Origin of the sequence: Brevibacillus laterosporus DSM 25 (genome assembly GCF_002706795.1) — a bacterium.
GTDB lineage: Bacteria > Bacillota > Bacilli > Brevibacillales > Brevibacillaceae > Brevibacillus_B > Brevibacillus_B laterosporus.
Window position 1 is genome coordinate 2,508,175 of the sequence record NZ_CP017705.1, and the last position, 20,071, is coordinate 2,528,245.

The 20,071-nt window shown below is 41.3% G+C and carries 21 protein-coding genes; 20 read left to right on the forward strand and 1 reads right to left on the reverse strand.

The window, feature by feature from the left end:
* Window positions 1-128 precede the first annotated feature (128 nt).
* The 3 genes from BrL25_RS12055 to BrL25_RS12065 are packed head-to-tail and all read left to right on the forward strand — an operon-like array spanning window position 129 to window position 3,477.
* On the forward strand, window positions 129-1,709 hold the full coding sequence (locus BrL25_RS12055; protein WP_018674321.1) for a sensor histidine kinase: 1,581 nt from the start codon (window positions 129-131) through the stop codon (window positions 1,707-1,709).
* Window positions 1,681-2,304, forward strand: coding sequence for a response regulator (locus BrL25_RS12060; RefSeq protein ID WP_018674320.1), 624 nt, complete (start codon window positions 1,681-1,683; stop codon window positions 2,302-2,304). Before BrL25_RS12055 ends, BrL25_RS12060 begins: the two co-directional genes overlap by 29 nt.
* Before the next feature lie 45 nt (window positions 2,305-2,349).
* Window positions 2,350-3,477 carry an HD-GYP domain-containing protein gene (locus BrL25_RS12065; protein WP_018674319.1) on the forward strand — a complete coding sequence of 376 codons (1,128 nt, stop codon included), beginning with the start codon at window positions 2,350-2,352 and terminating at the stop codon, window positions 3,475-3,477.
* Window positions 3,478-3,587: 110 nt separating this feature from the next.
* On the opposite strand, the gene BrL25_RS12070 is transcribed toward BrL25_RS12065, so the two are convergent.
* Window positions 3,588-4,750 (reverse strand): IS3 family transposase gene (locus BrL25_RS12070; RefSeq protein ID WP_099327220.1). Its coding sequence is split into 2 segments (ribosomal slippage): window positions 3,588-4,471 and window positions 4,471-4,750, totalling 1,164 coding nucleotides; the frame shifts between segments, so codons are not numbered across the junction.
* A 268-nt stretch (window positions 4,751-5,018) separates the two neighbouring features.
* On the opposite strand from BrL25_RS12070, the gene BrL25_RS12075 reads away from it, so the two are divergent.
* From BrL25_RS12075 to ytaF, 17 genes are all read left to right on the forward strand, one after another.
* On the forward strand, window positions 5,019-5,336 hold the full coding sequence (locus BrL25_RS12075; RefSeq protein ID WP_018673841.1) for a hypothetical protein: 318 nt from the start codon (window positions 5,019-5,021) through the stop codon (window positions 5,334-5,336).
* Window positions 5,336-5,809 carry a hypothetical protein gene (locus BrL25_RS12080; RefSeq protein WP_018673840.1) on the forward strand — a complete coding sequence of 158 codons (474 nt, stop codon included), beginning with the start codon at window positions 5,336-5,338 and terminating at the stop codon, window positions 5,807-5,809. Before BrL25_RS12075 ends, BrL25_RS12080 begins: the two co-directional genes overlap by 1 nt.
* Window positions 5,810-5,852: 43 nt before the next feature.
* Entirely contained in the window at window positions 5,853-6,632 is a 780-nt protein-coding gene (locus BrL25_RS12085) for an apolipoprotein A1/A4/E family protein (protein ID WP_236847785.1), read from the forward strand.
* 70 nt (window positions 6,633-6,702) lie between these two features.
* Window positions 6,703-7,746, forward strand: coding sequence for a hypothetical protein (locus BrL25_RS12090; RefSeq protein WP_018673838.1), 1,044 nt, complete (start codon window positions 6,703-6,705; stop codon window positions 7,744-7,746).
* 49 nt (window positions 7,747-7,795) lie between these two features.
* Window positions 7,796-8,374: a signal peptidase I gene (gene lepB / locus BrL25_RS12095; protein ID WP_018673837.1), complete on the forward strand. Its 579-nt coding sequence runs from the start codon at window positions 7,796-7,798 to the stop codon at window positions 8,372-8,374.
* 430 nt (window positions 8,375-8,804) lie between these two features.
* Window positions 8,805-10,121, forward strand: a complete 1,317-nt coding sequence (locus BrL25_RS12100; protein ID WP_018673836.1) for a cytochrome ubiquinol oxidase subunit I — start codon at window positions 8,805-8,807, stop codon at window positions 10,119-10,121.
* Between the two features lie 19 nt (window positions 10,122-10,140).
* Window positions 10,141-11,163, forward strand: a complete 1,023-nt coding sequence (locus BrL25_RS12105; protein ID WP_018673835.1) for a cytochrome d ubiquinol oxidase subunit II — start codon at window positions 10,141-10,143, stop codon at window positions 11,161-11,163.
* A 117-nt stretch (window positions 11,164-11,280) separates the two neighbouring features.
* A complete protein-coding gene (locus BrL25_RS12110; RefSeq protein WP_018673834.1) occupies window positions 11,281-11,592 on the forward strand; it encodes a rhodanese-like domain-containing protein in 312 nt (103 codons plus the stop codon).
* Between the two features lie 19 nt (window positions 11,593-11,611).
* On the forward strand, window positions 11,612-12,034 hold the full coding sequence (locus tag BrL25_RS12115) for a hypothetical protein (RefSeq protein WP_018673833.1): 423 nt from the start codon (window positions 11,612-11,614) through the stop codon (window positions 12,032-12,034).
* A gap of 10 nt (window positions 12,035-12,044) precedes the next feature.
* Entirely contained in the window at window positions 12,045-12,665 is a 621-nt protein-coding gene (locus BrL25_RS12120; RefSeq protein WP_018673832.1) for an SCO family protein, read from the forward strand.
* A gap of 244 nt (window positions 12,666-12,909) precedes the next feature.
* The gene (locus BrL25_RS12125; protein ID WP_018673831.1) at window positions 12,910-13,842 is read left to right on the forward strand and encodes a phosphate ABC transporter substrate-binding protein; all 933 of its coding nucleotides are present in this window, start codon (window positions 12,910-12,912) and stop codon (window positions 13,840-13,842) included.
* Window positions 13,843-13,892: 50 nt separating this feature from the next.
* Window positions 13,893-14,879 carry a phosphate ABC transporter permease subunit PstC gene (pstC, locus tag BrL25_RS12130; RefSeq protein WP_018673830.1) on the forward strand — a complete coding sequence of 329 codons (987 nt, stop codon included), beginning with the start codon at window positions 13,893-13,895 and terminating at the stop codon, window positions 14,877-14,879.
* Window positions 14,879-15,769 carry a phosphate ABC transporter permease PstA gene (gene pstA / locus BrL25_RS12135; protein WP_018673829.1) on the forward strand — a complete coding sequence of 297 codons (891 nt, stop codon included), beginning with the start codon at window positions 14,879-14,881 and terminating at the stop codon, window positions 15,767-15,769. Before pstC ends, pstA begins: the two co-directional genes overlap by 1 nt.
* Window positions 15,770-15,786: 17 nt before the next feature.
* Window positions 15,787-16,563: a phosphate ABC transporter ATP-binding protein PstB gene (gene pstB / locus BrL25_RS12140; RefSeq protein ID WP_018673828.1), complete on the forward strand. Its 777-nt coding sequence runs from the start codon at window positions 15,787-15,789 to the stop codon at window positions 16,561-16,563.
* 378 nt (window positions 16,564-16,941) lie between these two features.
* Entirely contained in the window at window positions 16,942-18,540 is a 1,599-nt protein-coding gene (rnjA, locus tag BrL25_RS12145; protein ID WP_236847786.1) for a ribonuclease J1, read from the forward strand.
* 84 nt (window positions 18,541-18,624) lie between these two features.
* Entirely contained in the window at window positions 18,625-19,056 is a 432-nt protein-coding gene (locus tag BrL25_RS12150; protein WP_018673826.1) for a BrxA/BrxB family bacilliredoxin, read from the forward strand.
* A gap of 212 nt (window positions 19,057-19,268) precedes the next feature.
* Complete coding sequence (gene ytaF, locus BrL25_RS12155; protein ID WP_018673825.1) at window positions 19,269-19,916, forward strand: sporulation membrane protein YtaF; 648 nt, start codon at window positions 19,269-19,271, stop codon at window positions 19,914-19,916.
* Window positions 19,917-20,071: the final 155 nt, after the last annotated feature.

Genomic DNA, 20,071 nt, shown 5'->3' on the forward strand with positions numbered 1-20,071 from the left:
AGCGCTGATAAAATAAGCTAGGGCACTTGGCTATAGACGATCTGTAAGTCTTCTGTCACAAAAATATGTATTTTTATCCAGTAACAATTGTTATAATTTACCTAAAACTTAAAATAATGGAGTTTTTCATGATCGTTAATCTTCTGGTTAGAAATGTTGAGTGGCTTATCGTATTGTTTCGTTGGGTTTTACTCATTATGTTGTATGCTACCACTGATACAACAAATATTTACTTGTCCATTCCTGTGTATGTGTTACTTGTGATACAAACGTTACTAAGTATAGTAACACTGTACCGAATCGTAATGGTCAGGCAAGTGTTGCTAATAGCTGAATTTTTCTTTCTGTTGTATTGGGAAGTAATACAACAAATGTGGGGAATTTCTGATTTGTGGTTTACTTATACGTCCTTAATACTATTGGGTTTGCGTTTACCTTTGCGTTATATGCTAGGAATCCTTGTATTGGGATTTGGAAGTGCAATTCTCTTTGTTATCTGTGGAGGACTGACCAGTGCGGATAATTCTACTCTACGTGCAGAGGGGCTTTTAGGTACGCATTTCGTTACTACAACCATTTTGTGTGGATTAATCCACATTCTTCATAAAAAATGCAAAGTTTACTTTCAGCACTGGCTATCCTTTATGTCATATATTAAGCTGTTACGTAAAAATAAAGAGTCCAGTGACTTATGCCGTGTAGGCGAACGGTTTTTGAAACGACTTTTTCCTAAGAAAAGATCGTATGTTTTTTGGTTTAATCATACGAGAGTACAGAAGGATTGGCAAAGAGAGTTTTACCAGCTTGCCCTATTAGAAAGTAATTGGCAAGAACTAAAGCAGCATGGAACGATAACGGTGAGTAACTTCACTGGTCAACCAGAGGATGTACTGTATTTTCCATTAGGTCAAAAAGGTAAACACCAAGGAGCTATTCTACTTATTGGACAAAGGGCAGAGGCTTTGTCTATCGTTGAATTGCTTTTTTTACATAGCTTTGCGATCGTGACATCTAGCCATTTGCGCCAAATTAAGGATACCGAGGAATTGGTATTCCGTACGGATGCAGAGACCCGCAAGCAAATGGCGGAGGATATGCATGATAGCTTAGCACAACAATTATTTTTTCTATCGGCCCAGCTATATTATGTAAAACAAATGCTTTATCCTGTCATGAATGAGGAGATGTCGGCCACTATTGATCAAATGGAAGAACAGATGAAAGAATGTCATCTCAAAGTACGTGGGTATATCCAGCATTTACGATTTAATCGGGAAGCAGAACCTCTTTTTGATGCGATACGTGACATGGGAGAACGTATTTTAAAAGGTACAGGGGTACAGCTTCATTATGTGACGAAAGGAATAGTGCTGGAAGAGAGCTTGGCGGTAGAGGAAGCGATTTATCGTGTGGTAGAAGAAGCATTATACAACATGCTAAAACACGCTAAAGCAGATCAAGTCGAAGTTTATTTAGAAGCTACCTCTGTACAATGGACATTACAGATAAAGGATAATGGAATTGGATTTACTACAGACAGCGTACATGCTTCTAACCGTTCATTTGGAATCTCAAATATGCGAGAACGAATGAAGCGTGTAGGTGGTACGATTACAATTCGTTCCGTGGAACAACAGGGTACAGAAATCACGGCGTTTATCCCTAGAGGAGGAGTTAGTGGTGGAGAAAATAAAGGTTCTTCTCGCTGACGATCATAGGATTGTTCGCGAAGGAGTCAAGATGATTCTACAGATGGCAGGTAAATTCGAAATAATAGGGGAAGCAGCTAATGGGGATGAATTGTATAGTAAAGCATTGGATTGCCAACCGGACTTGATTATCTCTGATCTTAAAATGCCTGGGCAAAACGTGCTTAAAAGTGGGAAGCTTCTAAAAGAGCAGCTCCCAGCTATTAAGATTTTAATCCTGACAGCCTTTGATGATAGTGAGGATATCTTTCAAGCTCTCGATGGTGGAATTGATGGATATATAATGAAAGATACGATGCCTGAGCAAATTTTGCATACCATCGACATGATTTTGATGGGGTACTCCTGCTTTCAGCCTAAATTAGAACGGAAGAAGTCTACACAAACATCACAGCTTCAATTAACAGAACGGGAAAGAGAGATATTTGAGCTTATTGTTGATAATTTGAGTAATCATGAGATCGCTGAGAAGCTATACATAACCGAGGCGACTGTAAAAACTCACGTAAGCAGTATCCTACGTAAAATGGGACAACCAAATCGGTCTCAGGCGGTATTATACGCACTGAAACAGGGACTGGTTAAAGTGAAGTAAAGGTTTGGTTGGATAAAGGTAGGAATAGGAGAGGAGTTTCACAAAATGAAGTTTGAACAAGAGAAGCTGGCTAAACAGATGATGCGATATGCAGTTTATCTGGCTTCGTTGTTTTTAACCCTCACCCTACTTGCACATGGTCTTGAACAGAAAGATATCTGGATTCCGTCTTTTCTTAGCTGGCTATTTTACCTCTGCGTATGTTGGGGTGTTTATCTTTTGTATTGCATGTATCAACAGTCTTACTCTTATTCAGACTGGATGGTTTCATTCTGTGTTTTATTTTTATTTTTGTTTGTATTGTTAGCTCCACCTCTTTCTACTATAAAAATGGGGTGCTTGGTCTTGGCATACCCACTATTACTCAGTATGACAAGACAGGGAAAGGTCATGCATACAGGAAGTATCATTTATATTGTAGTAGTAATGATGTCACTGTCTTGGCAAGCTTATATGGGCCACGTAGAAAAAGCGTTTTCTGTTATTCTGCCTGTATTGGTATTTGCTATTGTGGGCTATTTGCTAGCAATATTATGGTTGCGTTTATTTACCATGCAGGAGCATAGAATGAGAGAGGAGCAGGAACGCAATCATTTAGCTACTTTATATCGAATGCTATACGCTTTTGTGCCAACAGTGGAGCGGAAATCGCAAACTTCCAGTAGACAAATTGAGCAGATGCGTTCCCTTTTAAAAAGAACCATTTCTCTGTTAAAGATGCCTATCGATGTACAAGACTGGGAGCTACAGTGTCTGTCACTTATACACTTTGTCAGTAAAATAAAATGGCCGGACTATTTGTTTGAAAAGAAAGAAAAGTTGACTGCTTATGAGTATGAGATGGTTCAGAAGCATTGTATGATAGCAAAGGAACTACTTGATGATTTGCCACAGTATCAACGAATTATTGAAACGATGCGTTATCACCACGAGAGATATGATGGAAGTGGTTATCCAAAACAATGGAAGGGTGATAAAATTCCTTTGCTTTCTCAGGTTGTTGGGGCTGTTGAAACTTATTTGGCTATGATTGAACCGAGGCCTTACCGAAATGCTTTTAGCACGGAAGAAGCGCTTAAAGAGTTACAATTATTAAAAGATCAATCGTTTCGAGCTGATGTCATTGATGCACTATTTCAAGCAGTAGTAGGTCAGGAGCTAGAGAGAGAGTAGCTCATGGGCATTATTCCTCTTTTTTTCAAGCCATACTAACGTAGAAATCGATAGGTAAACACCCTCGGGACCTTGGACTGACCCAGGTTAATGAGACATTGAAAAAACACCTATGCTACCTGTTTTCCATACTCGTATGGGGACAGGTAGTTTAATTTTTCCTGAATTCGTTCCTGATTGTAAAAACAGATGTAATTTTCTACTTTTTGTAATACCATTAGATTTGTTAGGAACTCTCTCTTCGGAGAGGCGAATTCTTCCGACTTTAGCGAGGAGTGGAAGGATTCAATGACAGCATTATCATGGCAATTTCCCTTACGGGACATGCTCGTGGTAATGCTGTTTTCTTTTGCTTTATTTTGAAAAGCGTATGAGGTATAAACTGAACCTTGGTCACTATGGAGAAGGACACCTCGCGCGTCTCTAGTTTTCGTGGCTTGTTCAAGCGTCTCTAGAACGAGAGAAACATCTTGTCTGTCACTTATTCGGTAAGCAATGATCTCGTTGTTATATAGATCCATTATCGAAGATAAGTACAACATGCTTTGACCGTAAGGTAAATACGTAATATCCGTTACCCACTTTTCATTTGGCTTTAAAGCTATAAATTCCCGGTTCAGCTTGTTTGAAACAATCATTTTACTCTCGCCACTACTAAACGTCTTGCGCTTTACTTTTACACGACATTGTAAATTTTTCCTTTGCATAACCCTCTGCACTGTTTTACGATTCACTTTTTTATTATAAATACGACCTAGTAAAGCAGTTATCTTGCGATGACCAAAACGATAGTGATACTTCAAGCAGAGTTGTTCAATTAGGTATTCAAGTTCTGTACTTGTGTTTTGAAACTTCGCTTTCCAGCGATAATACGTTGCTCGTGGTACAGCAAACAATTTTAGTATCTCCGTAATAGTAAACCGATCTTTAAAGCTCTCTACAACGTCAATTAGGCTCGATTTTTTCACCTCCTTTGAAATTCCTGATACTTTTTTAGGACTTCTATCTGCAACTCTAATTGACGAATTCTCAGGTCTTTGGTAGCTATCTCGTCTAGCTGATCTTGTCCGTATTTTCCATACATATATTGTTTGCCTACCTGTTGAGCAAACCGATACGTTTCTCCATTACGAAACCACTTCATCCATGTCTTTATCTGAGATTTATCCTTGATACCAAGTTCATCCATAATCTGTTTATTCGTATAACCCTCTTGCTTCATCTTTACGACTTGCCACTTCACCTCTTCTGGATAAGAAACTCTTGTACCCATGAAAGAAGCACCTCCCATCAAATCATATTGTTTAATACGATTCAGGAGGTGCTTTTTCCTTGTCTCAATTTACTGGGTCACTTCACCTTGTAGCCCGGTTTTTTTTGTGTTTATAAGTGAAATTATTCACAAAGTATGATTTCATCCTCCTTCATGGGTTGTAGATAAAGATCATCCTGTTTATCTGATAAAGTACCTCTCACAGTGGAGGAAAAGATTTTGGGTTTTTCTTACAATAAGAGCAAGAAAAGTAAAGCGGGGAAGGCTGATGCTTATAACAAAAAAACTAAACACATGGGAGATCGTGCTGGACGGCGAGACGTTATTTGTGGAAAAAGATTCAGAGCGCTTAACACATGATGAGATGGTTGAACTTGCGGCTGAGTTACACATTTTGTATCAATATGTCCACATTAATCATTGTTTCATTACGTACCGTCATAGTGTGAACTTGGAAGATGAGGATGAACACACACGATCAAACTGGCATGTATTAATAGCCGGTTTGCATTCCAGTTTAGCTTTGATGCCTATCCTCCTGATACCTTTTTTTGTCTCTACATTTCGAAAGGAGGAAGTACCGTAATGATAAAAGGAAAAGGGATAAAGATTATATCCATCCTATCTGTATTGGTCTCCTCCGTAGCTGTGAGTTTAAGCTTTGCTGGGATTGATGTAAAGAATCAGTTAAGTACCTGGTACAACCAGAAGATGAGGGCATCGAGTAACACAATTGAAGAAACAACTGACTCTTATAAGCAGAATAGTAATAACAAAGTGGTAGAAGAAGCAAAGTTCAAAACTGATAAAGCCCTTTTCTTGCTGGAACAAGAAATGATTCAAGTGTCCAAAACAGGAGAAAAATCAATTGATGAGTACGTAGACCGTCAGAAAACACGATTGAATCAAAAACAAAACATATTAGAACAGCAAGAATTACCTACGGAGTTCAAACAATTTGTACAACAATCCAATGAGAACATCAATGAAGAACTAGATAAAGAAACAATTGATTTCCTTCATAAATTTACTTCAGAACAACAGGTGTTTGACAAATAGAAGGGCATTGTTTCCTTAAATCCCCTTTAAAAAAAGACAGGAGATGAAGAGGTTGAAAAAAGTAAAAAGTAAAATCGTGATTGGTGTGTTAGCAGTTGGTCTGATTGGTAGCTTAGGTACTGCATTTGCGGCCGTTGATGTAGGTGGCCAGCTTAAAAATTGGTATGATAAACAATTCGCTGCTTCAGCATCGTCTATTACGAAAGAAGCGGTTAATTACGGAAACGAGAAAAAGGCAATTACAGAAGGTGAGATTAATAAGCTAAAGAATCAGGTTGCTGACCGTGTTAAGCAAGCGGGTAGCGAGGAAGCAAATCGTGCCGTCGCTTCAGTAACAGCTGCTAAAAACGATTATTTGAATGCTTTGAGAGGCAAAACGAACGAAATCAAGGGCAATATGCAGAACCAATACAACCAGAAGGTAGAGGGATTAAAGCAGGAAATTAACAAAGCAGCCAATCATACAAAAGTCAATTCGATCGTCGATCTTACAAATAAAGTGAACCACGCTGGAGAAGCAGGAAAACAAGAAGTAAGAACAAACGTTACTAGTGCACAAGACAAAGCAAAGCAAGAACTAACCAGTGCGATTAACGATGCTAAGAATACGATTAATGGTTTGATTCGCGAGAAAGAAGCTAGCTCTAAAGAGGAAACAAAACGCTTTATTGACGAAAAAGTTGCTGAAATCCAAAAAGTAGTTGACGAATCCGCTAAATTATTGGAGAAACAAGTGAAGGATGCTATTAAAGATACAGGTGCTAAGGCTGAAAAGGATGCAAAGAATAGCTTGGATCAACTAGTAGCCGATCAATTTAAATAAAAAACTATTATCATACATTGTCAGAGCTTCTGTTGTAAGCTCTGACAATGCCCATTAAGGGGGAAAAGATGTGTTAAGTAGATCGAAAAGAGAAAAGCAGCGACGTAATAAGGTGCGAAAACGAATTTTCCTTGGATTTGTTTCTTTAAGCATGTGTTTTGGTCTAACGATGGGTGTTGCCTATGCTGATGTGGATGTTACGCAATTATTACAAGGATGGTATACACAAAGTGCCGAGACAGCCAAGCAATCGGTAACTGATGCCCTAAAAACGGAGACGCAAGTACAAAAGGAGCGCTTGAAGGCAGAAATCCAACGAAAACTTCTAGAATCGGCTGAAGATTTAAAGCAATTTACTGTGGAAGAAAAAGCAGCACGACTTACATCTTTAGCAGATTATTCCGGTACCCTAATCGATAATTTGGATATCTCCAATGAAAAGGATAAACGGCAAGTAGAAAGAAAAATGGATGCCATTCTAAGTAGCGCTAAACATGCAATGAAGGACCTGGCGGACAGTTATGAAGCTCCTTCCCTGGAGTTTATTCCAACTCCACCCCCACCACCTGTAAAGGGAGGCACGCCGGTTCCAACGCCAGAAGTACCACCCGTATCTGTACCAAACCCAAGCGAGCCGCACCAGCCAGCACCAGTGCCAAATCCAAGCGAGCCGCAACAGCCAGCACCAGTGCCAAATCCAAGCGAGCCGCAACAGCCGGCACCAGTACCAAACCCAAGCGAGCCGCAACAGCCAGCACCAGTGCCAAATCCAAGCGAGCCACAACAGCCGGCACCAGTGCCAAACCCAAGCGAGCCGCAACAGCCAGCACCAGTGCCAAACCCAAGCGAGCCGCACCAGCCGGCACCAGTGCCAAACCCAAGCGAGCCGCACCAGCCGGCACCAGCACCAAACCCGAGCGAATCGCACCAGCCGGCACCAGCACCAAACCCGAGCGAATCGCAACAGCCGGCATCTGAACAACATCAGGAAATGCCACCAGATGAGAAGCCAATCCTAACTGTAGAGGGACCTGATCCAAGAGAGAGTCAGGAGCGCCCAGCAGATATTCCAGACCCAACAAACACAGCGCAAGAACCACTTTCAACACCATGATCTATTCATAATGAGAAAACTACAACTCTATAAGAAAAAGGTGTTAAGGATGGAAATGATAAAACTAAAAACAAAAGAAAATGATGCCACACCTAACCAACCTAAAAAGTCATTCCAATCTGAGCTTTTCAGTTGGCTACGTTTTTTTCTGGTATTAGCAGTCGGTTACTTTCTTATGATAAATAGCATTGGTCTTACAAGGGTAGTTGGTCATTCGATGGATCCTACCATGCAGGATGGAAGTATCGTCCTGTTGAATAAAATTCCGACTCATTTTGCAAAGCCAGCTTTTGGTGATGTAGTGGTTATTCACGAGGAAGCGAAGGGGTACGAAATCATAAAAAGAATTATTGGTTTGCCTGGTGATACGGTGAAAATTGAAAAAGGAGTCGTCTATGTGAATGATAGCCCTCTGCCAGAACTATATACGCAAGGCGTATCGGAGGATATAGCTCTACTTACAATTTCTCAGGATCACATGTTTGTGTTAGGAGATAATCGAACATTGGGTGAAAGTATGGATAGCCGTGATCCTAGCATTGGTCAAATACCTATTACAGATATTAAGGGTTATGTTTCCTTATCGCTGTTTCCCTTTTATCAAGTAGCTAAGCCTTTAGAATTGTAAAAGAATATAACACACTGTTTTGAAGTATCGATAACGAATACTTGTAGAATCCAGCCTTTGGCATAAGGCTGGATTTTTCTTTTCTTAAACATAATAGTAGCTTGGGCTAGCTATACTAAGAAAGCTAGTCCATTCCCCAATCCTGATATCTATATGGCGATAAATGAGTAAAATATTTTGTTTACATCACCCAATTTTTTATAAATAGATTGATAGAAGTAGAAGGAAATCAAGCTTTATTTAATCAGTTTTAGAAAAGATGGCATGGGCTAGACATAGTTTATTCACAAATAAACACTAGCTACAAATTCGACAAAAATTCGCCCTGCATTGTTCACAACATAACGATAGTTTTTAACATAAATGTTGAGTATGTGTGATAAAATTCACACTGTAAGAGAATGATTTATGGTATGAGGGGGGAGTACGATTGGATCTGGATAGCACTATGTTAGCCCGAATACTAACATCCGTGACACTGGGGTTTCATATTATTTTTGCTTCAATGGGTGTAGGTATTCCTTTGGTTATCTCTATTGCCGAGTTTATTGGAATTCGTAAAAAAGACAAAGCTTATCTATTAATGGCACGCCGTTGGACACGAGGATTCACTGTGACAGTAGCAGTTGGGGTAGTGACAGGAACCTGTATCGGGTTACAATTAAGTCTTTTGTGGCCATCATTTATGAAATTGGCCGGAGAGGTAATAGCATTACCGCTGTTTTTAGAAACGTTTATGTTCTTCTTTGAAGCAATTTTCTTAGGCATTTATATTTATACATGGGACCGATTTAAGAATCCGTATCTTCACTGGCTTATCTCTATTCCAGTGATAATTGGTTCCACTGGTTCTGCTTTCTTCATTATGACAGTGAATGCTTTTATGAATACGCCGCAGGGCTTCACCCTAGTGGATGGAGTACTGCGTGATATTCAACCGATGGTAGCGATGTTTAATCCAGCTACACCTTCTAAGGTGGGGCATATGGTCTTTGCTGCTTATGCCACTAGTGCCTATGTGATGGCTGCAATCGCTGCCCTAAGCATGCTAAAGGGGAAGACGCATTCCTATCACAAAAAGGCACTTAACCTGTCACTGACACTTGCGTTTATCTTTTCCATGGGGACTGCTGTGTGGGGAGATATCGCTGGTAAATTCCTAGCCGAGTATCAACCTGCGAAGCTAGCGGCAGCAGAATGGCATTTTGAAACCACTGACAAGGCAGAATTTGTGTTTGGTGGTGTTTTGGATAAAGAAAAGCAAGAGGTTAAGTATGCAATTAAGGTACCCTATGCCTTGAGTATTTTAGCGACTAATTCCCCAAATGGCGTAGTGGTAGGGTTAAATGACATTCCCCGCGATGAATGGCCTCCACTGTTTATTCATTATCTGTTTGATAGTATGGCAACCATTGGCGGATATATGGCATTAGTTCCAGTGCTTTACTTCTTGATTGTAAAAGTACGGAAGCGAGTACCACCTAAATGGATTTTGTGGGCTTCTGCTCTTGGAGCTCCACTCGGATTTTTAGCGATTGAATTTGGCTGGATGTTTGCGGAGATTGGTAGACAACCTTGGATATTAAATGGTTATTTACGAACGATGCATGCAGCGACGACGGCAAATAATGTCGGTGAAATGCTCATTCTTTTCTGCTTGCTGTACGCCTTTCTGGGAACGGTGTGCGCCCTTGTCCTGAAGCGAATGTTCAAAGATAAACCAGTCGAATTGGAACTGGAAAAATAGGACGGGGAGGTAGGAATACATGACGCTTGCACTTCTAGGGATTACCATACTGTGGATTTTCCTGTATGGCTATCTGATCATTGCTTCCATTGACTTTGGAGCGGGATTTTTTGCTTACTATTCTAGACGCCGCAAGAAGGACCACATCGTGAACGGAATTATTCAGCGCTATTTGTCTCCTGTCTGGGAAGTTACAAATGTGTTTTTAATCTTCTTTATTGTGGGGATTGTCGGCTTTTTCCCAGACACAGCTTATTATTACGGCACAGCGTTATTAATCCCCGGTAGTTTAGCTTTAGTGTTGTTGTCATTACGTGGTTCTTTCTATGCATTTGCGCATTACGGGGCTAGAGACAGTACATTTTATTATGGAATTTATGGGATTACGGGCTTGTTGCTTCCTGCTGCTTTATCTACCGTTCTTGTAGCATCAGAGGGTGGATTTATTGTGGAAGAAGGCAATAAGATCCATCTGTTAATGGGCAAAATGCTGGCAACACCTTACACATATGCTGTTATATTACTTGCTTTAGTCAGCGTATTATTTATTAGTGCAACCTTTTTGACCTTTTATGCTAACAAAGCAGGTGACAAGGGCGCGACCAAGATGTTGCACTCTTATGCAATGATCTGGTCTCTTCCAACTATAATTGCTAGCTTGCTTGTGTTTTGGACCATTCAGATTCATAACCCAGAGCATTATGCCAAAATGTTGGAAAACGGCTGGTTTTTCGTCGTATCTTTTATTTGGTTTATGATAGCCACCTTTTTATTGTATAAACGACGCGCGTATGGTTGGGCGTTTATTGCGGTCATGCTACAGTTTTTCTTTGCTTTCTTCGGATATGGTAAAGCGCATTTACCTTACTTGTTGTATCCCTACATCACAATCACTGATAGTATTAACAGTCCAGAGATGGGGAAAGCACTGGTCATTGGATTCATAGCAGGGCTGTGTTTATTAGTTCCTTCGCTTATTTTGTTGATGAGGCTCTTCTTATTTGACGCTAAATACGTCAAAGGGGACAAGAAAAACCAGTAATTTGTTAACAATTTTTGACAAGAGAAGTACTCCAGCAGTTTGGGGCTGCTTCTCTTTTTTTTCTATAGGGGACATATGATATATTTGAATTATCGTAAAATGAGGAGGATATTATTGATGAGTAATATCGTGAGGGAAATTACACCTGAAGAGGTGTTGACGAAAGTAAAGGAGAAGGCTGCTATTCAAATTATTGATGTGAGAGAACCAGAAGAGTGGGTAGCAGGTCATATTGCAGAAGCGATCTTAATTCCCTTAAATGATGTACCAGCTTCTCTGGACCGATTTGATACTTCCAAAGAAATCATCATGGTATGCCGAAGTGGAGCAAGAAGCTACCATGCTTGTGAATTTTTAAAGCATAATGGAATTGAAGCAGTCAATATGGAAGGCGGCATGCTGGCTTGGCCAGGAGAGATTGCTCGCTAAAGTAAAGTGGGGGAGTAACATGCCGAAACAACAGATGAAATGGTTGGGCTGGCTTGGAGCAATGTTTCTGTTACTCGTCGTAACCGGTTGTGGTGGCAGCGATAATAAGGAAGGCACTATCGAATTGCAAGCCACCCAAGATGGTTATCAGGCGAAGCTGGAAATAAAGCCGGGAATAGCTGGAATTAATACGTACACAGTCACGATTACCAATGACAAAGCGCAAGCGGAATCAGGGCAAGGAGCTGTCTTGCATTTTGAGATGCCTAGCATGGATACTCATGGTAAAAGTGAAAAGGAGTTAAAGAAGCAAAAGGAAACACATTGGCAAGAATCCGGCCCTCATATTATGATGCCTGGCGAATGGCAGAGCACGCTGGAATGGAAAGATGATCAAGGCAAAGTGCACACGTTTCTATACAACTACGAGATAAAAGAGTAGGGGGATAAAAATGGAGGATGTAACAGCAGGGAGCCTCTATCGAAAGTGGTTGCCCATCTTTGGAGTTATTATTATTCTGATCGCTGTAGGCAGTGTTTTGTACAAGAGCTATTTTTCTACGGCTGATATGCCAATTATTAAGAAAGTTCAAGATTTTACGTTGGAGCGTATGGACGGGCAGAATGTCAAACTTTCTGATTCCAATGGTAAAGTCCGCCTCGTCTCATTCATTTTTTTACGTTGTCCCGACGTATGTCCGCTTACCACGCAACATATGGTGGATTTACAGAATAAATTAAAAGAAGATGGGATGTATGGAAAAGACATAGAGTTTATTTCGGTCACATTTGATTATGAGAACGATACTCCAGAAGCATTACAGAAATATGCGAAAGCAGTTCAAGCTGATCCAAGCGGCTGGCAATTCCTACGTGGACCAGATGACATTATGAAGCCTATATTGAACGATTTCTGGATCGGGGCAGAGAAGCAAAAAGACGGCTTATATGTACATACCATGAAGACATTCCTGTTAGACAAAAATCAAAATATTCGTCAGATATATGGTATGGCGGATGATATGGATAAAGAAAAGATTTTGCGAGAAATGAAAAAACTAGTCAGAGAGTAAGAGATTCAATAGCTGTTGAAGTAGTCAATTCCTTGAAAATAGCTAGAAAAGAATGTGAAAGCTGCCAAGAGTATATGGCAGCTTTTTTCTTACCCAAAAAGCGCTTCCTTCAAACCCACCTACATAAAACCTTAACAATCCTTAACACTCCTTTTACGTTACGTTCATCCTAGCTTTAAGCTAGGGAGGTAGGATGAGAGTGTAAAAGAAATCAAATGATTGAAGGCGACGAGGGGGATTTCCTTTGAAAAAGATTTCATCCATTCTTATGGCAGGTATGCTATCTGTAGGTTTACTTTTAACTGGCTGCGGAGCGGGAGGCACTTCTAATGCGACAGCACCGGCTACACCAGCACCAGCCAAAACAGAAACGAAAACAGATACAAATACAGCCAGCAGCGGTTCTATCACAGCTGTAGGGTCCACAGCAATGCAGCCGTTAGTAGAGCAAGCAGCTAAGAAATTTATGGAGAAAAATCAGCAAGTGCAAATTCAAGTGCAAGGTGGAGGTAGTGGTACGGGTTTGAGCCAGGTGGCCAATGGTGCATCTACTATCGGAAACTCTGATATTTTTGCGGAAGAAAAGAAAGGAATTCCTGCTGACCAATTGGTAGATCACAAAATTGCTGTAGTAGGTATGGCAGCCGTGACTCATCCTAAGGCGGGTGTAGATAATCTAACAAAGCAACAATTAATTGATATCTTTACAGGCAAAGTAACGAACTGGAAAGAAGTCGGTGGAGCGGATCAAAAGGTTACATTGGTCAACCGCCCGAAAAACTCTGGTACTCGTGCTACTTTCGTACAATATGCTTTGGATGGTGCAGAGGAAGCTGAAGGTATCACAGAGGATTCTTCCGGTACAGTTCGCAAAATTATTGCTGAAACACCTGGGGCAATCGGATACCTTGGTACTTCATATCTAAATGACACTGTTAAAGCAGTAAAACTAGATGGTGTAGAAGCTACAACAGAAAACATCGTAACGAATAAATATAAAGTGTGGGCTTATCAGCACATGTATACAAAAGGTGAGCCAACTGGTGCGCAAAAAGAGTTCTTGGAATTCATGGCAAGTGACGAAGTACAAACAGGAATCGTACAAGAATTGAAATACATCCCAGCCTCTGCCATGAAGGTGGAAAGAACAGCTAAGGGTGAGATTACACAAAAATAGAGAAACGTGTAGCTCAGAAAAAGGTTAACTAATTAAAGGGGGAGCGTTTAGTGAGCGCTGAGCAAAGAACAACACTGTTACAGCAGGGAACACCAGTAAGAGCGGGGCAAATGAGAAACTCCGCTTCTGCCAAAAAACTTTCCGACCGGTTCCACATCAATAAAAAACATGAATGGGAAGAAAAAGCAGGGAAGCTGATTACAGCTGTCTGTGCGGGATTGTTAGGCCTTCTAACGCTCTCCATCCTCTATTTTATTGCTTCGCGTGGCCTCGCTACCTTTATGGTGGACGGGGTTAGCGTGTCGCAATTTTTTACCGGTACAAAATGGGACCCGGAAGCAGAGCCAGGTCAATTTGGAGCAGTAGCCTTTATACTAGGTTCCTTTGGAGTTACATTGATTGCAACAATGATTGCAGCCCCTTTAGGTATTGGAGCAGCTGTGTATATGACTGAGATTGCTCCCAAGTTTGGTCAAAAGGTATTGAAGCCAGTTATGGAGTTGTTAGTTGGAATTCCATCGGTTGTATACGGATATGTAGGTCTTACCTTGCTTGTTCCGTTTCTTCGCAGTCAATTTGATATTTTAGGATTTAGCTTACTTGCAGGGGGAATTGTTCTAGCAATTATGATCCTGCCCACTGTGACCAGTGTTGCCGCTGATGCAATCGCCACTGTGCCACAGGAATTACGCAATGCCTCGCTAGCGCTAGGTGCTACTCGTTGGCAAACGATTCGCCATGTTGTGCTATATACAGCACGTTCTGGTTGTCTGACAGGTGTTGTTCTTGGTATGGCTCGGGCCTTCGGTGAGGCGTTAGCTGTCCAAATGGTTATCGGAAATACGATGAAGCTACCTGGAGGTTTATTCGATCCGTCGATTACTCTGACAAGTGGTATCACATTAAATATGGGAAATACGATCCCAGGTACTCCCTACCATAATGCGCTTTGGTCCATGTGCTTGGTTCTGTTGGCTATGTCCCTATTGTTTATCTTGGTGGTTCGCTTAATCGGTAGAAAGAAGGGGGCAAAATAATGACTAACAAGCAAAAGGATAAAATTGCCACCTTTCTACTAACTGGAATTGCTGTTCTCTTAATTGCTATGTTGATTGGTCTTTTAGGTTTTGTGATCAGCAAAGGGGCAGCAAAATTAAATTGGAATTTTATCACATCCCCGCCTGACATGTTAAACGCAGGTGGAGGAATTGGTCCACAGCTATTTAACTCCCTATATTTATTGGTTTTAACTATGTGCTTCGCTGTTCCTATTGGGCTTGGCGCAGGAATTTACTTGGCTGAATACGCACCTGATCGAAAGTGGGTGCAAATGATTCGTATGTCTATTGAGGTACTTTCTTCCCTGCCGTCCATTGTTGTAGGTATGTTTGGACTGTTGCTTTTTGTTAGTATGACAGGCTGGGGATATTCATTGATCTCTGGTGCGATGGCTCTGACTGTATTTAATCTACCGTTAATCGTCCGTATTACAGAGGATGCCTTGCGTTCTGTCCCACAAGACCAGAAGGAAGCCAGCTATGCATTAGGTGTAACGAAATGGAAAACAATTGTTTCGGTCCTATTACCTGCTGCATTGCCTGGCTTGATTACAGGATTTGTACTTGCTTCTGGGCGCGTATTTGGAGAAGCGGCGGCGTTACTGTTTACAGCGGGTATGACCTCCCCTGATATACAATTCAATAACTTTGACCTAAGTAGCCCTTCTTCTCCATGGAACGTATTCCGTCCAGCAGAGTCTTTGGCTGTGCACATCTGGAAAATTAATGCGGAAGGTCTCGTTGCAGATGCACGGGAAATTGCGGATGGAGCGGCAGCTATTCTAGTGATCGCAGTTCTACTGTTTAATGGTGGGGCACGTTGGTTTGGCCGTTGGTTGCATAAACGTTTAACCAAAATTGCCGCGTAAGGAAGAGGGGAATCAATATGCCAATAACAATCGCCCAGAAAACAGCTATTATTGAAGCAGAGAGCTTGTCCGTGTTTTATGGTGATAAACATGCTGTAAAAAATATTAACATCCAAATGGAGCGCAATACAGTAACGGCGCTGATCGGTCCGTCGGGTTGTGGGAAATCTAGCTTTTTACGCACGATTAACCGAATGAACGAAGAGATTAGAGGTTGTCGTGTGACAGGGAGACTTTTGCTAGATGGAGCGGATATTTATGGTTCTTCAGTAAAAAAGGAGGGACTTCGTCAATCGGTGGGAATGCTGTTCCAACGTGCGAATCCCTTCCAAAAATCCATCTATGAAAATATTGCATTTGCACCACGATTTCACGGGACGTCAAATAAGGCCGAATTGAACTATATAGTGGAAGAAAGCTTACGAAAGGCTGCACTATGGGATGAAGTGAAGGATCGGTTGAATGATTCCGCCCTAGCTCTGTCTGGTGGTCAGCAGCAACGTCTATGCTTAGCACGAGCAATCGCAATGAAGCCGGGAGTTCTGCTCTTAGATGAGCCGTGTTCAGCGTTAGACCCAATTTCTACTTCGAAGATTGAAGAGCTCATCATCCAGTTGAAACACGATTATACGATTGTCATTGTGACTCATAATATGCATCAGGCTGTACGAGTAGCAGATGAGACGGCTTTCTTTCTCATGGGAGAGCTAGTGGAGAAAGCTTCAACTAACAATTTATTCAATGATCCGAAGCGAGCAGAAACGGCCGATTATCTTAGTGGCCGTTTTGGTTAAAATAAAGTAATACAAAAGCAAAAACCAGCATGGCTTTTAGTCCTTGCTGGTTTTTTTATATAACAGGAAAGCATAACGATATATGGTGGTTGTAAGGGTACAAATCCGCTTTTTTTGTGATTAGGCATGACAATGGCCTGTTTTTTACGGATTCTTTCTTTTTTTAGTCTGTTTTATAGACGAAATGAGTATACTAATTTTTTAGTGGAAGGAAAGTGAAAGTGTGAAAGCCTTGGGAGAATACAACTATCCATATGAAAATTATGTTACTATAAAAGCAGAGTGCATAGAACGGCCCACATCGTATTTGTAGGAGGTATTTTTTTGAGTGAGGTTAAAATTTTTGGTTTAGGTGGTCTGGGGGAAATTGGTAAAAATATGTATTGCGTAGAGTACGAGGATGAGATTATCATCATCGACTGTGGCGTAAAATTTCCTGAGACTGAAATGTTTGGGATAGATTTGGTGATACCAGATGTTTCTTACCTAATTGAAAACCAGCACAAGATCAAGGCTATGGTACTTACTCATGGACATGAAGATCATATTGGTGCTATTCCCTATGTGTTAAAACAAATCCAGGCAACGATCTATGGTGGACGCCTGACACTTGGATTAGTAAAGGCTAAGCTTGAAGAGCACCGTATGCAAAATGATGTAAAGATGGTACCTGTGTTTGAAGATACGATCTTACCATTTGAAAATCTCTCTGTTTCTTTCTTCCGTACTAATCATAGTATTCCTGATTCGTTTGGCGTTGCGATTGAAACTCCAGAAGGAACAGTAGTTCACACAGGGGATTTTAAATTTGACCTGACACCAGTAGGACGTCCTACTGAGTTTGGAAAAATTGCCCGCATCGGAAAAAATGGTGTACTAGCCTTGATGTCTGATAGCACCAACAGCGAACGCCCTGGTTTTACAATGTCAGAGCGTACGGTTGGCGATAGCATTATGGATGTTGTTAGCAAAGCACGAGGTCGTATTATCTTGGCTACCTTTGCTTCCAATGTCCATCGTTTGCAACAGGTTGTGGATGCCGCAGTGGCGGATGACCGGAAGATTGCTGTTATCGGTCGAAGCATGGAAAAAGCCTTCATGATTGGACAGGAACTAGGCTATATCCAGGTGCCCGAGGGATGTCAGATTGATATTAAAAACATTGATAATTACTCTGATAACAAGGTATTAATTATTTGTACGGGTAGTCAGGGAGAACCGATGGCGGCGTTAACGCGTATCGCGTCTGGTTCACACCGTTCTGTTCATATCTATCCAGACGATACAGTGATTATCTCTGCGTCGCCAATTCCGGGAAATACGGTCAATGTAAGCCGCATTATTGATAAGTTATATCGTGCTGGGGCTAATGTGGTACAAAACACTGCATTCGATATTCATGCTTCGGGTCATGGTAGTAGTGAAGAATTGCGTCTTATGCTGAGCTTTTTGTGTCCTACATACTTTATTCCAATCCATGGAGAGTATCGGATGCTCAAACAACACGCTAGATTAGCTGAACAGGTGGGCGTAGAGTCTAAGAACATCTTTATTATTGATAATGGGGATGTCGTTTCTTGCACCCGAGAATCAGGGCGTGTGACGAGCAAAGTGACAGCAGGTATCGTCCTTATTGATGGTAGCGGTATTGGAGATGTTGGTAATATCGTGTTACGCGATCGTAAGCATCTTGCAGAGGATGGTTTAATGGTTGTTGTGGTTAGTATCGATATGAAACAATTCAAGCTTTTAACTGGACCAGATATCGTAAGTCGTGGTTTTGTCTATGTTAGGGGTTCTGAATCTCTCATTCAGGAAGCTACTGGTTTAGTCAAACACAAGTTATTGGAAGCATTAGACCGCAAAGTGAGAGAGTGGTCTGAATTGAAATCCCAGATTAACCAGGTATTAAAGCCATTCATCTTTGAAAAAACCGGACGTAACCCGATGATTCTTACCATTGTAATGGAAGTGTAATAAATGCAGATCGGCTGTACTCGATTGATACGAGAACAGGTATAATAGAAGAAATGTATGTATGTAAAGGAGAGTTGAACGATTATGATGTCTTATGAAGCATATATGAGCCAAGTTATTCAACCAATGCGAGATGAGCTAACTAATGCTGGATTTGAAGAACTTCGCACAGCAGATGAAGTAGAAGCGACTTTCTCGGAATTAAAAGGAACTGCATTGGTAGTGGTTAACTCTGTATGCGGCTGTGCAGCAGGATTGGCTCGTCCCGCAGCTATCTATTCGACTCGCCATGAATCCAAGCCAGACCATTTCTACACGGTTTTTGCTGGTCAAGATAAGGAAGCAACTGCTAAAGCTCGCGAGTATTTTGAAGGATACCCACCATCTTCACCATCTTATGCGCTATTGAAGGATGGTAAGCTGGTAGCAATGGTTGAACGCCATCAAATTGAAGGCAATGAACTTGAATCCATTGCGAAGCTCCTAACTGATGCCTTTGATCAACATTGTAAATAGATAGTAGGAAATGTAACGTCCATTCCAAATAGGAATGGACGTTTTTCATTTATGACGTATCCCTTTGTACAGGGTATGAAGGAAGACGTGATACGAATGCCTAGAAGGCGTACAGTGGTGCATAGACAACGGCAAAAATACTTTAGGCGCTAAAGGAACCAGCCCCCAGCTTTCTTTCATATGATGGGATGAAAGCAGAGGTGGATATCGACATGGGGGTATTGTCGCTAATGCTGATTTGTTTAGCGATCAGCTTGGATGGCTTTGGCGTTGGGATGTCATACGGTTTACGTAAAATGAAGATGCCGTTTCTTTCTTTTATGGTAATTGGTCTGTGTTCCTTTACCGTCATCTTTGTTTCTATGACAATAGGACAATGGCTTCAATATTGGGTAACGTCTGAACTAAGCTCTAAAATTGGAGCAACCGTACTTATTCTGATTGGCGGTTTAACTTTTTGGAAGATAATGGTAGGAAAACAGAAGCCATCCGATATTCTACCTGTAAAGGAGAGGCCAACATATCGGGAGTTTCGCTGGACGATAAGAATGTTTGGATTAATGATACACATTTTACGTGATCCAGCCAGAGCGGATACAGATCATTCGGGACATATCGTAGGCACGGAAGCGGTTATGCTAGGTTTGGCATTGTCTCTTGATGCGTTTGGTTCTGGAATTAGTTTAACGTTATTGGGGTTTGCACCTCTATTCACCTCTCTATGGGTGGCCTTAACCAGTATTATCTTACTGTGGGCGGGAATAAAGGTGGGACGTCGTTTTTCGTCGGTCGGATGGTTCCAGAGGCTATCATTTCTTCCAGCGATCCTGTTAATAGGTATTGGTCTTTTTAAATGGTGAGGAGACGAACGGAAAGCTTCGGTATCCATTCTCAAGTGAAGGAACCGAAGCTTTTTTGATCAAATGGACTGTCGACTATCACATGGGATTGCTGCTGTAAAAGAGCTTCGTACGTCCGATGTTTTTCATCTTAAGCTTTTTTCATACTAATCGGC